The sequence below is a fragment of the Candidatus Poriferisodalis multihospitum genome (assembly GCF_028283155.1).
Lineage (GTDB): Bacteria > Actinomycetota > Acidimicrobiia > Acidimicrobiales > Poriferisodalaceae > Poriferisodalis > Poriferisodalis multihospitum.
The window spans coordinates 1-14,863 of sequence record NZ_JAPYOK010000019.1 but is presented as its reverse complement, the minus strand read 5'-3'; the positions used below and the strand labels follow the sequence as shown (position 1 = coordinate 14,863).

The 14,863-nt window shown below is 67.3% G+C and carries 14 protein-coding genes and 2 pseudogenes; 3 read left to right on the top strand and 13 right to left on the bottom strand.

Features of this window, described 5'->3' with window-relative positions:
* Positions 1-184 precede the first annotated feature (184 nt).
* Entirely contained in the window at positions 185-2,638 is a 2,454-nt protein-coding gene (locus VI480_RS00670; protein ID WP_323670882.1) for a CoA transferase, read from the bottom strand.
* A 159-nt stretch (positions 2,639-2,797) separates the two neighbouring features.
* Between VI480_RS00670 and VI480_RS00665 the strand changes: the two genes are divergently transcribed.
* Positions 2,798-3,265, top strand: a complete 468-nt coding sequence (locus VI480_RS00665) for a PPOX class F420-dependent oxidoreductase (RefSeq protein ID WP_323670881.1) — start codon at positions 2,798-2,800, stop codon at positions 3,263-3,265.
* A 25-nt stretch (positions 3,266-3,290) separates the two neighbouring features.
* On the opposite strand, the gene VI480_RS00660 is transcribed toward VI480_RS00665, so the two are convergent.
* The 11 genes and pseudogenes from VI480_RS00660 to VI480_RS00620 all read right to left on the bottom strand — a co-directional run bounded on the left by VI480_RS00660 (position 3,291) and on the right by VI480_RS00620 (position 11,114).
* Positions 3,291-3,659: an MmcQ/YjbR family DNA-binding protein gene (locus VI480_RS00660; RefSeq protein WP_323670880.1), complete on the bottom strand. Its 369-nt coding sequence runs from the start codon at positions 3,657-3,659 to the stop codon at positions 3,291-3,293.
* Between the two features lie 15 nt (positions 3,660-3,674).
* Complete coding sequence (locus VI480_RS00655) at positions 3,675-4,463, bottom strand: enoyl-CoA hydratase/isomerase family protein (RefSeq protein ID WP_323670879.1); 789 nt, start codon at positions 4,461-4,463, stop codon at positions 3,675-3,677.
* Between the two features lie 22 nt (positions 4,464-4,485).
* Entirely contained in the window at positions 4,486-4,863 is a 378-nt protein-coding gene (locus tag VI480_RS00650; protein ID WP_323670878.1) for a MaoC family dehydratase, read from the bottom strand.
* Entirely contained in the window at positions 4,860-5,309 is a 450-nt protein-coding gene (locus VI480_RS00645; protein WP_323670877.1) for an FAS1-like dehydratase domain-containing protein, read from the bottom strand. Before VI480_RS00645 ends, VI480_RS00650 begins: the two co-directional genes overlap by 4 nt.
* 37 nt (positions 5,310-5,346) lie before the next feature.
* On the bottom strand, positions 5,347-5,640 hold the full coding sequence (locus VI480_RS00640) for a hypothetical protein (RefSeq protein WP_323670876.1): 294 nt from the start codon (positions 5,638-5,640) through the stop codon (positions 5,347-5,349).
* Between the two features lie 6 nt (positions 5,641-5,646).
* Positions 5,647-6,531, bottom strand: a complete 885-nt coding sequence (locus tag VI480_RS15465) for a Phenylacetic acid catabolic protein (protein WP_416246604.1) — start codon at positions 6,529-6,531, stop codon at positions 5,647-5,649.
* Positions 6,459-6,635 (bottom strand): annotated as a pseudogene (locus VI480_RS15460) (hypothetical protein); the annotation flags it as partial. The gene VI480_RS15465 and the pseudogene VI480_RS15460, both read right to left, overlap by 73 nt.
* Positions 6,580-8,142: pseudogene (locus tag VI480_RS15455) on the bottom strand (ABC transporter permease subunit); the annotation flags it as partial. The pseudogenes VI480_RS15460 and VI480_RS15455, both read right to left, overlap by 56 nt.
* A 13-nt stretch (positions 8,143-8,155) precedes the next feature.
* On the bottom strand, positions 8,156-9,043 hold the full coding sequence (locus VI480_RS00630) for a branched-chain amino acid ABC transporter permease (protein WP_323670874.1): 888 nt from the start codon (positions 9,041-9,043) through the stop codon (positions 8,156-8,158).
* Positions 9,040-9,813, bottom strand: coding sequence for an ABC transporter ATP-binding protein (locus VI480_RS00625; RefSeq protein WP_323670873.1), 774 nt, complete (start codon positions 9,811-9,813; stop codon positions 9,040-9,042). The genes VI480_RS00630 and VI480_RS00625 overlap by 4 nt, the downstream gene beginning before the upstream one ends.
* A gap of 20 nt (positions 9,814-9,833) precedes the next feature.
* On the bottom strand, positions 9,834-11,114 hold the full coding sequence (locus tag VI480_RS00620) for an ABC transporter substrate-binding protein (protein ID WP_323670872.1): 1,281 nt from the start codon (positions 11,112-11,114) through the stop codon (positions 9,834-9,836).
* 103 nt (positions 11,115-11,217) lie between these two features.
* Here VI480_RS00620 and VI480_RS00615 point away from each other — a divergent pair, with 103 nt between their 5' ends.
* Positions 11,218-12,432, top strand: coding sequence for a glutamine synthetase family protein (locus tag VI480_RS00615; protein WP_323670871.1), 1,215 nt, complete (start codon positions 11,218-11,220; stop codon positions 12,430-12,432).
* On the opposite strand, the gene VI480_RS00610 is transcribed toward VI480_RS00615, so the two are convergent.
* Positions 12,425-13,807 (bottom strand): glutamine synthetase family protein, encoded by a 1,383-nt coding sequence (locus VI480_RS00610; protein ID WP_323670870.1) that lies wholly within the window; start codon positions 13,805-13,807, stop codon positions 12,425-12,427. The genes VI480_RS00615 and VI480_RS00610 overlap by 8 nt on opposite strands.
* Before the next feature lie 115 nt (positions 13,808-13,922).
* Here VI480_RS00610 and VI480_RS00605 point away from each other — a divergent pair.
* Positions 13,923-14,863, top strand: a 941-nt coding sequence (locus VI480_RS00605; RefSeq protein WP_323670869.1) for a hypothetical protein, incomplete at its 3' end; no start/stop codon positions are given.

Sequence of the window (14,863 nt, the reverse complement as noted above, 5' to 3'; positions counted from 1 at the left end):
CTCGGGTCGATCGAATCAACGACATCGTCGCGGGCGACTGTGCCCGGCACTAGCCGCCCCCGACCACCGCCGCGCCGACGCTGGACTCCGACGATAAGAACGCGGACGGGTCGGACTCGGAGGTTGAGGACGAGACGGACGCCGAAGACGAGGCGGACGCCGGAACCGAAACCGGCTAGCGCGCTCAGCCGAGCACTTCGGCCGCGGCGAGATCGGCTATGCGGTCGGCGTCGTAGCCCAGGAACTCGGTGAGCACCTCGAAATTGTCTTCGCCCAGGCACGGTCCACCGCGCCGCACCACCGGCGGTGTCCGGGACATGCGCGTCCGGCAGTTTTGGGTCCACATGGTGCCGCGATGGCTCTGAGGCACGTTGATGTGGTGCTCCCTGGCGGTGAGTTGCTCGTCGTCGCAGCATCCCTGCGAGTTGTTGACCGGGTAGGCGTCGATGCCGTGCGCCTGCAGCGCTTTGGCGGCCTCAACATTGGAACGTTCCGAGGTCCACGCCGAGATGGCGTCGTCGATCTCGCCGGACCTCTCCCGCCGGGCTGGCTGATTCCAGCCGGCCGCGCCGTTGCCGTTCAGCCCCACCGCTCCGGCCAGTGCCGGCCAGCGGTCGTCGGTGCAGGCGATCGCCACCCACTGGTCATCGCCGGCGCTCGGGTACACGCCGTGGGGGCTCATGTGGGGGTCCTCGTTGCCGCACCGCTGCGGATCTCGGCCGTTGATCGAGGCGTCCAGAATGGCCGGCGCGAGGTAGTGCAGCGCTGCCTCAGTCTGGGAGATGTCGATGTAGCAGCCGGTCCCGGTGCGGTCGCGCCGCTCCAGCGCCGCCATGAGCGAAGCCACGATCACCCGCGGTGCCAGGAAGTCGGTGTAGGGACCATACGGGCCTGCGGGGCCGCGGTCGGGCCAACCAGTGATCTCGTAGAAGCCGGCGATGGCGGCGGCCATGAACCCGTAGCCGGCGAGGCTCGAGTACGGCCCGCTCTGGCCCAGCAGCGAGCTCGACAGCATGATGATCTGCGGGTTGATCGCCGAGAAGTCGTCGTAACCGAAGCCCATGCGTGCCGCGGCGCCCGGCGCCCAGGATTCGGTGGTGATGTCGGCCCAGCGGATCAGATCCTCGACTACTTGGCGCGATTCGGGCTTGCTGAGGTCCAGGCTGAGGCTGCGCTTGCCCGCGTTGTACACGCCGTAGCCGACGCTGTTGTCAGGATGGGCTTCCTCGTCGACGAACGGGTTGACCGTCCGCATCGTGTCAGGCCGGCCCTCGGTTTCGACCTTGACGACGGTGGCGCCGTAGTCGGCGAGGATGCGCACTGCCGACGGCGTGGCGATGACCCACGAGAACTCCACCACCTTGAGGCCGGCCAGCGGCAATTCGCTGCCGTCCGAGGAGGGGCCGTCGTTCGCAGCGACCGTTGCTGCGGCATGAGGTCGGCGCTCCAAGTTGACGCTGTCGTTGTCGCCGCCGAGCGTGGGCACCACCGGCGTGCGCTCAGGAGCGTCGGCGCTGAAGTGCACCAGAGGACCGCAGAAACGAGCGCTGCGCCCCCCGTCGAGCTCGACCTCACGCCAGAAATCACGATCGGCGAAGTGCGGGTTGGTCAGCAGGTCGCTGACCAGCGCGGACGGAGTGATCAGGATGTTGCGCTCGAACGCTGCGGCCCACAGCTCATCGGTGGTCTTGGTGGCCATGAAGCGCGCGTGGGTCATGAACGACTTGGCGATGATCTCCGGTGAGCGCTGGCCGCTGAGCACCTCGGCTGCGACGGTCTCCCAGTCGACGGCCTGAATCTCCTCGTCGGCAAAGCCTTCCTCTGCCTCCCACGCCACGAGCCTCTCGGTGAATGGAGCGAAGGCGGCTCCCATCAGCGCCACACAGATCGTGTTGCCGTCCGCGCACGGGAACAGCATCGGGACATCGACTCCGCCGAGGCTGAGGCCGCCGGCGAGACGGTCGACGGGGTTCGCGTTGACCCGTGGCGACAGGTTCTGCGGTTGTCCGTGGGTCATGGACTCCATCGCAGAGATGTCGACGTGCTGGCCGAGGCCGCTGCGCTGGGCCTCGCGGAGCGCGATGAGCGTCGCTGCAGCAGCGTCACCGGCGGCTTGCAGGAAGCTCTGCGGCACGCCCGAGACCCGGACGGGGGCGCGGTCTTTGTCGCCGCTGGCATGCAGGAAGCCGCTGCCAGCCACTGCTGTGAGGTCGGAACCGGCCCAAGTGCTGCGGGGGCCGGTCGAGCCGTAGGGAGTCACCGATGCATGGACGATGGCGGGATTGACGGCGGCGAGCTCGTCGTACGCGAGGCCCAACGAGGCCATGTGACCGACCGGCGCATCCTCGATGAGCGCATCCGCGCCCCGTACCAGATCGAGCAGCCGCTGGCGGCCTTCGTCGGTGGTCAGATCTGCCGTGACGCTCTGCTTGCCCTGGTTATAGGCCCAGTGGGCCAGCGAGCGCTCCGGATTCGGCTCGTCGTCGACGAACGGGCCGGCGTGACGGCTGTCGACCCCGCCGGGAGGCTCGACGGCAATCACCTCTGCGCCCAGGCTGGCGAGCAGGTAGCCGCCGAATTGGCTGATGCCCTCGCAGAGATCCAATACCCGGTAGTGCTGCAACATCTCGAACTTCACCCCTCATCTGCGCCGGCTCAGTGCCCGGCGTGGGGCTGATTCTTCCCTGTACGCGCATGCCATGCGAACCGACGCTGACATTCGCCGGTCGCCACCGTGCCGAGCGGCAGAACATCAGCGAGACTGCCAGAGCTGTTGAGCCGAGCCAGGGAGAAGCAGATGGTGTCGATCGCGACCGACCGCATTGTGGAGCGCGCAGAGCTGCTGGAGTTCGTGCGGGAACGACATCACGGTGTGCTGCTGACGCTCCGGCGGGACGGTCGCCCTCAGGCATCGCTGGTCACCATGGGCCTCGACGAGGCCGGTGATGCGGTGCTCGTCAGCAGCTACCCCGACCGAGCCAAGTCGCTCAACCTGCGACGCAATTCACAGGCATGGGTCGTGGTCATGTCAGACGCGTGGAACGGCGAGTGGGTCCAGCTCGAATGCCGCGGGGAGGTGCTGGACCTGCCCGAGGCGATGGATGGCCTCGTCGAGTACTTCCGGGTGATCAGCGGCGAGCATTCCGACTGGGACGAGTACCGCGAGGCCATGACCCGTCAAGACAAGGTGCTGCTCCGGCTCCATATCGAGAGCTGGGGCCCGATCTCCAAAGGCGGCTTCCCCGCCCGCCTCGCCGGCGACTAGCGGTCGTGCCCAAGCAGTCGTCGGCTCAGCCGGCGTCGAGCTGGCGGAGGAGCGTGTCGGGGGCCTTGGTGCGGTAGCTCTCCTCGAGCCACTCCGCGAGATCGTCAAGATCAACGTCGGCGAGCCGAACGAGCACGCTGCCGTAGCCGTCGTAGTGCGGCACCGTGAACAGCGCATCGGGATGGTTCTCGAGCAGCACGGCCTTCATCTCGAGGTCGCAGAACAGCACCAGCACCTCGGTGTCGAAGACCTGATCGCGGCGGTGCTCGCGCTCGCCCCACATCCGGCAGAAACCCTTCTTGCGGACCTTGAGCGCCGGGGTCCCGTACGAGGTCGACTCGACGGCCTCGGGCAGCTCCATCCCGAGCCTGCGCACGTCGTCAAACGTTGCCATCGGTTCGCACCCGCCTCAGCGGGCTTGCCAGTCGGGGACGCGGCGTTCGAGGAAGGCGCTGGCACCCTCGGCGTGGTCGGCGGTGGTCTTGAGGACGCTCTGGCCAAGACGCTCGAGGCGCCGACCGGTTTCGTGGTCGACATCGGTGCAGGTGTTCAGCACCGTCTTGGCCATGCCCAGCGCGAGCGGTGCGAACGCCGACATCTCTGCAGCGAGTTCCATGGCCACATCCACGGCGCCGCCCTCTGGTGCCACTTCGGTGGCGAGCCCCATGGTCTTAGCGTCCTCGGCCCCCACGTTGCGCGACAGCATCACGAGTTCCTTGGCACGCCCCAACCCCACGTAGTGCACCAGCCGTGAGCAACCGCCCGAGCCGGGAATGAGCCCCACCTTGGCCTCGGGCATCACGAAGCGGGCGTTCTCGGCAATCACCCGGAAATCGCACGACAGCGCCAGCTCGAAGCCACCGCCCGCTGCAACGCCATTCACCGCGGCAATGACCGGCACTTCGAGCGCCTCGATCAGATCGAACACCGAGTGAATGCCACGAGCGACCGCACGGAAGCCCCGGGTGCCCATCTCGGTCAGGTCGCCCATCTCGGAGACGTCTTCGCCAGCCGAGAATGCCCGGCCGGCACCGGTGATGACGAGCGCCCGGATGCCGGTGGCCATCGCCGTGTCCTCGACGGCGTCGCGCATCTCGGCTCGCATTGCGGCGTTCCAAGCGTTGAATTTCTGCGGCCGGTTCAGGGTCAGGACTCGGACACCGTCGCTGTCTTCGCACAGAAGGTGCTCGTAGCTCATGGGCTCTCCCTTGTGGTTGGCGTCATTCGTCGGGGTCGCCGCGCATCACCACGATGCCGGTAGCGACCACATCGCCCCGCTGGTTGCGCAATTCCACGCCCCGGTCCAGCTCTCCGAAACTCACCGGTGACACCGTCACCTCGTCGCCGGGAAAGACCGGTCCGCGCAGCCGGATGTCGAGATTCAGGATCGCATCGGCACCGAACTGCGCGATGAGGGCGTTGAGCGCTATCGCGGTCGTGTGCGAGGCCTGCACCACCACATCGGGCAGCCCGGCCTTGGCCGCGAACTCGGGGTCGGTGTGCACCGGGTTGGGGTCGCTCACGCCGTCGACGAAGCTGCGCATGGCTTCCCTCGTCATGGCGGGAGCGGTGGCGGGTGTTAAGTCCAGCTCGCTCACGACGCAGGCTCCCCCGACTCGGCGCCGTGGTCTGCGGCAGCATTCTGCGCGGGTGCTCCAGGGGGCTTTCGCTCCACGAACACCGTCCGCTGCCGCTGGATCAGATCGCCGTCGGCGCCTCGGTATTCGGACAGCACCGTCGCCAGATGCAGCGTGCCCTTGTCGATGATGTCCTCCACCGACACCACCACCGAGACCCGTTCGCCCAGGCGGAACGAGCGGTGCCATTCGAACGACTGACCACCGGCCAGACCTCGCTCAAGGCTCAGATCGATGGGCCCGACCACCGAATCGCCGCCGCCCACCGTCGGCCCGAAGAACGGCAGCCGCAGCGCCACTTCCTCGGCGTCAGGCGTGCCCAGCGCATCGACCAGCAGTGCCACCGACTCGGGTTCCACCACCACCTCGGTCTCGACCAGCACCTGGCCCAGCGTCTCCAAGTTCACCCTGCTGCCTCGCTAAACAAGATCCCGCTCGACACGCTCAGTTGGAGCTCAGCAGCTGCCAGACCGCCACGAGCAGGTCTTGGTCGTCACCGGCTGAGGGCGGATCGGATTCGGGTCGCATGTCCCAGCCATAGGGCTTGTTGATCACGTGGATGCGAGGCTCGGGGGTCGACTTGTCGCCCCGGTCGAACGCACCGATGACAAGCGTGTGCTCCCCCTCAGCCACCCAGAAGCACTCCCAGTGGGCCGACGACGACGTCTCGATGAAAGCCACCTCCGGCGCCGGCCGCGTCACCCGGACCGCGAGTCCGCCCGCGGCTGCAGGATCCATACCCTGCTAGAGGAACCGGCGGTTCAGCCGGTTCGGCGGCACCTCGATCCCGAGCTCGTCGAGCAACGGCCTCGTGTCGGCGATGTACTGCCGCCGGAGATCGGCGTTGTTCTTCTTCCGCAGACCCCACCGCACGTACGCGTCGCCGAAGTCGGAATCGGAACGGCCGAACATGTCGAGCGCCGCCGGCCACCAGAAGTGGATCTTCTCGTTCGCCTCGGCAAGTCCCTCGGGCGTCTTGCAGATCAGGCGGAGGTTCCGCAGCCCCAGCGTGCAGTGGAACAGCTCTTCCTTGTGCACTCGCGTGGCGATGTCAAGCAGGGGCTTGTAGGGCACGCCGTCCCAGGTCTCGCCGATGTAGACGCCCACCCGATCGATGAGCGCATGGAAGTACGACAGGTCGCAGAAGGTCTCCATCGGGTGCCGGAACGCGTACTGCTCGATCGGGCGGTCGACATGGTCGACCCCGAGGCCAGCCAGGATCTGGGCGTTGATGATGCCGTGCTCCACCTCCTGCTGCATGAGCTTGACCAGCAGGCCTTTGGTGGCCTCGTCGGGCGCGAACCGCAGGCAGCGGTCCCAGAGCTTGGTCAGCAGATCGGTGTAGTGCGGGTTCGCGCTGTTCTCGACGTGGTAGCTCAGCATCCGCACCAGCAGCTCGTGGAACTCGGCGGGAATGTCGGCGTCGCCCTCATGCCAGATTCGCTGCGGCTCTGACGTCCGTTCGAGCGTTGTGGTGCTCATAGTGCTCCCGAGAGTACTCAGCGTCAGGTCTGGGTGTCGCTCTCGGCTCCGAGATACGCAGCCCGCACGGCGGGGTCGGCCTGCACCTCGTCGGGCGTGCCGACACTGATCACATGGCCCTGATCGAGCACGTAGATGCGGCGCCATGGCCGCAGCTCGGGCCAGTTCCAGTCGTCGCGCACTGCCGTAGTCCAGCTCGCGGGCGCGGCGGTCCCGCACGTCCCACAATCCGGCCTCGCCGATGAGCGCATCGACCTGGGGGTGACGTCCCGGCCGGTGCCGGGCTGCCACTCGGCCGGCCAGCTCCACGTTCTGGCGCACGGTCAACGCGTCGAACAGCCGCAGGTTCTGGAAGGTGCGCAGCAGTCCGGCACGGGCTATCTCATGGCTCGGCGCTGCTGTGAGCTCGCGCTCGCCAAGCCTGAACCAGCCCGCAGCGGGTTCCACCATGCCGGTGATCACATTCACCAGCGTCGTCTTGCCGGCGCCATTGGGGCCGATCAGCCCGACGACCTCATCGGGCGCCACGCTGAGTCCGGCACCGTCGAGCGCCCGGAAGCCGCCGAAGTCGACGACGATGTCACCCACATCCAGTGCTGCCCCCTCATGGGGCACCTCTGCGTGCAATCCCACGGGCGCGACTTCCGCCAGCGGCTCGGGTTGCTCCTCTGGCTTTCGGCGATGCCACAGACGCCACAGCCAGCTGTCCAGCTCCCAGTCTCCCAGCAGTCCGTCGGACCGGAAGATCATGAAGCCGAGCATCGCTAGGCCCAAAAAGACCGTCTGCAGGTTCTCGCGGAAGATCCAGTCGAGCGGCGCCGCATCGAGGCCGAGCCCGAACACCTCGAAGCCGTCCTGCCCGAGGCGGCGGGCCAGCTCGCGTCCGATCGTCATCACCGCAACGCCGACGAGCGCTCCGGTAACGCTGTTGCGGCCGCCGACGATCAGCATGGCCAGCGTCAGCAGCGTGTAGTTGAAGAAGAAGTCGTCGGGCAGGATCGAGCCGTTCTCGTACACCCGCAGCGACGACCCGACGCTCACCACCACGACGGAGATGAGCAGCGCCGCTGTCTGCTGCACGAGTGGGTTCACACCCATGGCGCGTGCGGCCAGATTGTCTTCACGAGCGGCAACGGCGAGCTTGCCGCTGCGGCTCTGCGCGAACAGCCGCGCCACGATCAATGCTCCCAGCAGGCACAGGTAGATCGGAAGCCTGCTGTCCAGCGCGGCTCCCACCTTGAAGGTGAGGCCTGCACGGTTGCCGCCGGTCAGATCTGGCCAGTTGCGCGCCACCTCGTGGGTGACGAACAGCAGCGCCAGGGTGATCACGGTGGCCGCGACGGCCCCCGATTCCGCACCCGAGCGCGCTAACCCGATGCCCACCACGAGCGCGACCAGCACGGTCACCCCGATGGCAACCCCAACGGCCAGCGCCGGGTTCAGCAGCACATCGTCCAAGCCGAAGGGCGCGTCGGGGATCCGCTTGAGCTTCTCTTCGGGGCTGATGGCGAAGACCGCGAAGGCGTAGCCCGCGATTGCGCCGAATCCGATGTGGCCGAACGACAGGACACCGGTGTTGCCGACGTAGATCTGGATGCCGAGCACGATGATGGCGTCGATCAGCATCACCGTCACCAGGCGCTCGGCGGCTCGGCCCTGGAAGCTCTCGTAGATGAGGCCGCCGGCCAGGAAGACGGCGAAGAGCAGGGCGCATCCGGCTATGGGGAAGCCGACGTCACGTCCGGGTCGCGGGAACATCAGGTCGGCTCGATCACACCCGCACGGCGTGCTTGACCGTGACCAGGCCTTGCGGCCGGAAGATGAACAGCAGGGCGATCAGCAGGAACACCACGCCCTCGGTGAGGCTGGCGATGCTGTCGGGCAGGCGTGAGCGCAGCAGCACTTCCGCCAGCCCCAGCACCAGTCCGCCGATCACCGCCCCCCGAAGACTGCCGAGGCCGCCGATCAGCGCCGCCAGCACGCCCTTGAGCATGGGCGTGATGCCGGCGCTGGGGCTGATGCTGCCGGCTCGCATCAACCAGAAGACCCCGGCGATGCCCGCCAGCAAGCCCGACAGGGCGAAGGCCCCGCGGATCACGGTGTCGGAGCGCACGCCCATCAGCCGGGCGGTGTCGAAATCTGCGGCTGCCGCCCGCAAGGACAGCCCGAACATGGTCCGCTGCAACAGCAGCGTGGTGCCGATCAGCGTCAGCACGGTCACGACGATGACGACGGTGTCATACACCTCGATGTTGAGCGGACCGACCGAGTAAGTGTTGGTGACCCACGAAGGCCGGTCGAACGGCTTGACCGAGGCCGACACGTACAGCAGGAAGATCGCGGAGATCACGAAGTGCACGCCGAACGACGTCAGCAGCAGCGTGAAGTCGGAGCTGCCCCGCACCCGCGAGAAAGCGACCCGCTCGATCGCCAGCGAGGTCAGCACGGCGCTCAGCACGATGAGCGGCGTGACGATGTACCACGACCAGCCTGCGCCGAGGGTCCACAGCGCGACGTAGCCGCCGACGGTGATGAGCTCGCCGTGAGCGAAGTTCAGCAGGTGCATCACGCCGAAGACGACCGCCACGCCCAGCGCCAGCAGCGCATAGACGCTGCCCCGGCCGAGGCCGTCGATGAGGTTCTGTGCCAGCTCGGTCACGCCGTTCCGCCTCCGGCGCCGTTCGGCGCGGGAGCGCCTGCGGCGGGCGTGCCCTCGCCGGGCGATACGACCGATCCGACGAAGGTGTCGAACAGGTCGTCGCGCTGGCTCAGTTCTCGGCCCGTGCCCGACGCCACCACCTCGCCGCTGCGCAGCACGTAGGCACGGTCGGACACTTCGAGCATCCGGGCGGCGTTCTGCTCCACGACGAGCAACGTACGGCCCTGATCGCGCAGCGTGCCGATCAGCTCGAACACCAGGTCCACGAGCACCGGGGCGAGACCCAGCGAGGGCTCGTCCATCATCAGCAGCCGGGGTGCCGACATCAGCGCTCGCCCGATGGCGAGCTGCTGCGCCTCGCCGCCGGACAGGTAGCCGGCTGGGACGTCCCACTTCTCCTTGAGCACCACGAAGCGCTCGGCCATCTCGTCCAGCAGCTCGGCGCGCTTCGCGGCTGGCACGGTCACGCCGCCGATTCGCAGGTTCTCCTCCACCGTGAGGTCGGCGAAGATGCGGCGGTGCTCAGGCACGAGCGCGACGCCAGAGCGCAGCAGCTGTTCCGGCGAGCGGCCGGTGATGTCCTCCCCCTCGAAGGTCACGCGTCCCTCGGCCGGCGACAGCAGCCCGGCGATGGATGACAGCAGGGTGGTCTTGCCCGCGCCGTTGGGTCCGATGAGGCCCACGACCTCACCGGACCCGACGCTGAGAGCCGCGCCGCGCAGTGCGGCTATGGAGCCGTACCGGGCGGTGAGGCCTTCGACTTCGAGCACGGACCTACTTGATCGTGCGCTTACTTGATCGTGATGGTGTCGACGAGCACGTCCTCGCCGTTCACGATGCGATTGATCGGCACTGCCTTCGGCGGGATGCCGTTGGTGCCTTCGTAGGTGATCTCGCCCGACAGCCCCTGGAATCCAGAGAGCTGCTGGACGGCCTCGCCGATCTGGGCGGTGTCGTCGCAGCCGCAGTCGAGCATGCCCTGGATGCCGATGAACATCGAGTCGACATACAGCGCCATGAAGCCACGGCTCTCGAGCGCCTCGCCCGTTTCGGCCTCGAACGCAGCGAGCATCGAGTCGATGCGGTCGCCCGCAGTGATGCTGGTGTGCGGCGTGTGGGCGATGCCCTCGTTGTTGGCCTCCACCTGGATGCCGGTGGCGTCCAGCGCGTCGGTGCCGACGTAGGTGAGATTGTCGAGACCCTGGCCTTCGAGCTGGCCCCGCAGCGCGGTGACCTGGAAGCCCAATGCCGCCGAGAAGACCACCTCGTTGTTCTCGGAGATCTGGGCGATCTCGTTCACCTGCGAGGAGAAGTCGGTGTCGACGAACCAGACATAGGTCTGCACGCTCACCACCTCACCGCCGCCGGCTTCGAATGCGGCCATGAATGCATCAGGGTTGACGCCGGTGTAGGGAATGCCCTCACCCTCGGTGAACACGATGGCCCGGGTGATGCCCTGGTCGAGCGCCCACTGGGCGGCCGCACCCGACATCTGGTGATCGTCGAAGGTGACCAGGTACGAGTTGACCGACGCATCTGCAAGCGCCGGCTCGGTCGACGCCGCCACGAACAGCGGAACATCGCCGCCGGTGGCCTGCAAGATCGGCAGTGCGAAATCGGCGAACGGCGGGCCGATCAGGAAGTGCGCGCCCCAGTCCAGCAGATCCGCAGCTGCAAGCTCAGCATCGTCACCGACCTCAGCGACCCGCACCTCGACTGGCCGACCGTTGAAACCGCCGCGGCAGTTCGCGAGCTCGGCGATGTAGGGCACCAGCTTCGAGCCGGGGATGTCGACGAATCCGACCACGTCGCTGAAGTCCATCGCCATGCCGACGCGGATCGGGTCGCCGGACGGGGTCTCTTCGCAGTTGCCGAGATCGGCGCTCAGGATGTGGTCGATGTCGATGCTGGACATCGTGACGGCAGCCGGTGCCTCGGTGGCGGCGGGTACCTCGGTTGCAGCCGGCGCCTCAGTGGCCGCTGGCTCAGCCTCAGTCGTGTCGTCGTCGCTGCCGCAGGCAGCGCCGAGCAGCGCAACCGCGGCCAGCAAAGCCAAGACGCGTCGTTTCATGATGGGCCCCTCCCGTGGAACGAACCGATGCTAGCCCTCCGCTGAGAAAGGCTCGTATAGCTTCTGCTGATCGTCCCGGCCCAGACAGCGATGAGGAACACCTATGGCCAATGAACGCGTCCGCATGCTGTGGCCCGACCATCTCGGTCTGGCGCGAGGCAAGTACGTGCCGGCCGCTTTCGCCCAAGACGGCACCGGCCATGCAGCCGCCGTGTTCAGCCTCGCCTACGACCGATCGTTTGTCGCAGCGCCGGGCTCGGGCGTGCTCGACGGCTTTCCCGACATGCACGCCACCTTCGACGAGTCGGATCTGCGACCCGGCTGGGACGACGATCGGACCCAGGTGGCTGTCTGCGACCTGTCCCAGAACGGTGAGCCATTCCGCTATTCGGCCAGATACGCCCTGCGCAAGGCCATCGCCGACTGGGAGGCCTTGGGCTACCGCCCGATGGTGGGCATCGAGTTCGAGGCCTACGTGCTGGAGCTCACCGAAGAGCACGGCTGGCAGCGGTGGGACACGCCTGAGTCCTATGTGTATGGCACCGGGCGATTCGTGGACCCGATCGGCTTGATCGATGACATCGTGGACCTAGCTGCCGGAAGCGAGATCGTGTTGGAGTCGGTCAACGCCGAGTTCGACTCCGGCCAGTTCGAGCTGACGCTTCGCTACGCCGATGCGCTGCGCGCTGCCGACGACGCTTTCCTGTTCAAGGTGCTGGCCCGTGAGTGCGCCATGGACTACGGGCGGAGGCTCACGTTCCTCGGCAAGCCCTATGCGGACCTGGAAGGCAACGGCGTCCACGTGAACTTCTCGCTGGTCGATGCCGACGGGAACAACGCGCTCGCCGACCCCGGTGCCGGCGACGGACTGTCGGAGCTGGCCAAGAACTGCTTGGCCGGGCTGTGCGCCCATCACCAGGGGCTCACGCCCTTGTGTGCTCCCACGGTGAACGCCTACCGGCGCTTGCGGCCCTTCACCTTCAGCGGCCGGCGAGCGAACTGGGGCTACGACCACCGTGTGGTGGGCACGCGTGTGCCGCCCGAGCGGGGGGAGCGCACACGCATCGAGTCACGCCTGGCCGACGGCACGTGCAACGTACACACGGCCATCGCCGCAGTTCTGCAGGCAGCCCGCCTCGGCGTGGCCGACGAGCTGCCTTGCCCAGATCCGGAGACCAACGATGGCATGGAGGCATGGAACACCGAGGTGACGTCGGCGCTCAACCTGACCGACGCCTTGGACCATCTGCGTGCCGACACCGCACTGACCGAAGCTGTGAGCAGCGATCTCGTCGACAACTTCCTCGCCCTCAGGTGAATTCGATGTAGCGGTCTCGCTCCCAGTCGGTCACTTCGTCGCCTATCGGGTCGCAGCCGGCCTCGGTGAACTTGTCGAGTTCGGCCTTGGCCATCAGCACGAAGTTGGTCGAGAACTCCTCGCCCAACGCTGCGGCCAGCGCGCTGCCCTCGAAGGCCGCTATGCCGTCGGCGGCGTTGGCGGGCAGCGGCACCGCGTCGCCGGGGTCGTCGTACTGATCGCCCACGCTCATCGGGCCCGGGTCGGCACCGCGCTCGAGACCGTCGGCGCCTGCTGCCAGCAAGCCGGCGATCATCAAATATGGGTTGGCGTCGGCGCCCGGCGCCCGGTACTCCACCCGGTTCGCATTGCCCGCACCCACCGTGCAGCGGCACATCACCGACCGGTTGTCGAGCCCCCAGTGCACATGGGTGGGGGCGAACGTGTAGGGGCGCACCCGCTTGTAACCGTTGGGCACGGGGCTGCCCAGCAACGACAGCGCACCGGCGTTGTCGAGCTGGCCGCCGAGCCACTGCGACATCACCTCGTTGGGGCTGTCCTCGGAGCTGGCGAACGCGTTGTGGCTGGCTGCCTCGTGCGGCTGTTCGCCGCCCGCTGGAGCGCGGTCGCCCACCGACACGAGACTCGTGTGCACATGCATACCGCTGCCCGACGGCTCGGTCCATGGCTTGGGCATGAACGTGGCCTTCAGTCCGGTCTCCTCGGCGATCTCCTTCACGATGCTCTTGTAGAGCGCCGTGTTGTCGGCCGTGGTCATGGCATCGGAGTACTGCACGTTGATCTCGATCTGGCCCGGTCCGTACTCGGGGTTCGACGATTCGACGGGGATGCCGGCATCGATCATCGCTAGACGCATCGCCAGCAGCACCGATTCGAGGTCTGACCGGTCGGTGAGCGACGAGTACTGGATGTGGCTCTGCGTGTGCGACCAGTCGGCCTCGCACAGATAGAACTCCATCTCGGTGGCCACGAGCGGGCTGTAGCCCAGTGCCCGGCAGCGCGCAATCTGGCGGGCCAGCACCGTGCGGGGTGCGATGGGGTGGAGGCGGTGCGGCGGTTCGAGACTGTCGGCGAACACCAGCGCATAACCGGGACGATGGCCGAAGATCCGCAGGGTGCCGAGGTCGGGCACCAGGTGCGTGTCGAGGAAGCCCTTGCCCATGTTGATGTACGGGCTGTCGACCAGGTCGTTGTGCAGGTCGAAGATGTAGATGGCGTCTGCCAGATGACAGCCGCCCTCGGCCACCGAGCGCAGGAAGTGGTCGACGGGAAAGCGCTTGCCGCGCAGGTGTCCGTAGGTGTCGACGATGGCCACCTCGACGGTGTGCACATCGGCCATCCGCAGGGTGCTCTGGATGTCGGCAAGTTCGCTCATGAGTTCATTCCTCTGTCGTGTTCGCATGCGATGGACGTGTCTGGTCGGCTCGCGGGCGGGCACAGACTTACCATTCGGCTGTGCCTCCCGAAACCTCATTGGCCGGAATGACATCGTGACCGGTGGATCGACGCCGAGCGAGCGGCTCGCTGACATCGACATCGTCGACGCCAGCCGCTACGGGAACGGCATTCCCTGGGACGACTTCCGCAAGCTTCGCGCACGGCCGGGTCTGCACTGGAACCGCTACGAGGCTGAGCCGCATGCGAACGGGGGCTTCTGGGCGGTGACGCGCCACGCCGACGTGTGCGAGGTATCGCGCCATCCTGAGCGCTTCTCGTCGGCCATCGGGCACGTCAACCTGTGGGACCTCGAGGCCGACGCATTGGAGGCCCGCCGATCGATCCTCGAGCACGACCCACCGGCGCACACGCGGCTGCGCCGGGTGGTGTCCAAGGCGTTCACACCCCGCCAGATGCGCCGGTACACCGAGCGCACGCGTGCCATTGCCGACAAGCTGCTCGATGTGGTGGTCGAGCGGGGCGGCGGCGACTGGGTGGAACTGGTGGCGGCGCCGCTGCCGATCCGGGTGATCATCGCGATCCTGGGCGTGCCGCCCGAAGACGCCGACTACATAGTGGAGCTGTCGAACCACCTGGTCGAGGGCACCACCGAGACGCAATCGCTGCCGCCTGACGCCTACGGCAACACGACGCCGCTGCGCCTGCTCCCCTTCGGCAGCCCCGCAGCTTGGGGGCTGTACGAGTACGGGGCCAAGCTCGGCGACGAGCGGTTGGAACACCCCGCCGACGACGTCGTGAGCCACCTGGTGCACGCCGAAGTCGGCGGCGACCGCCTGACGGCCACCGAGTTCCGGAACTTCTTCCAGGTACTGGTGTTCGGCGGCAATGAGACGACGCGCACCGCGATCACCCACGGGACTATGGCGTTCGCGGAGTACCCCGAGCAGTGGGACCGGCTGGCGGCCGACCGCGAACTGCTCCCCAGCGCCGTCGAGGAGGTCATCCGCTGGGCCTCGCCGATCCTGCACATGCG

Bases quoted from the DNA above. Each gene is read 5' to 3' on its own strand.
- VI480_RS00665 (WP_323670881.1), top strand. From the start codon at position 2,798: ATGGTGTCGATCGCGACCGACCGCATTGTGGAGCGCGCAGAGCTGCTG.
- VI480_RS00660 (WP_323670880.1), bottom strand. From the start codon at position 3,659: ATGGCAACGTTTGACGACGTGCGCAGGCTCGGGATGGAGCTGCCCGAG.
- VI480_RS00655 (WP_323670879.1), bottom strand. From the start codon at position 4,463: ATGAGCTACGAGCACCTTCTGTGCGAAGACAGCGACGGTGTCCGAGTC.
- VI480_RS00640 (WP_323670876.1), bottom strand. From the start codon at position 5,640: ATGGATCCTGCAGCCGCGGGCGGACTCGCGGTCCGGGTGACGCGGCCG.
- VI480_RS15465 (WP_416246604.1), bottom strand. From the start codon at position 6,531: ATGGCGCCGCATCTACGTGCTCGATCAGGGCCATGTGATCAGTGTCGG.
- VI480_RS00620 (WP_323670872.1), bottom strand. From the start codon at position 11,114: ATGAAACGACGCGTCTTGGCTTTGCTGGCCGCGGTTGCGCTGCTCGGC.
- VI480_RS00615 (WP_323670871.1), top strand. From the start codon at position 11,218: ATGGCCAATGAACGCGTCCGCATGCTGTGGCCCGACCATCTCGGTCTG.
- VI480_RS00610 (WP_323670870.1), bottom strand. From the start codon at position 13,807: ATGAGCGAACTTGCCGACATCCAGAGCACCCTGCGGATGGCCGATGTG.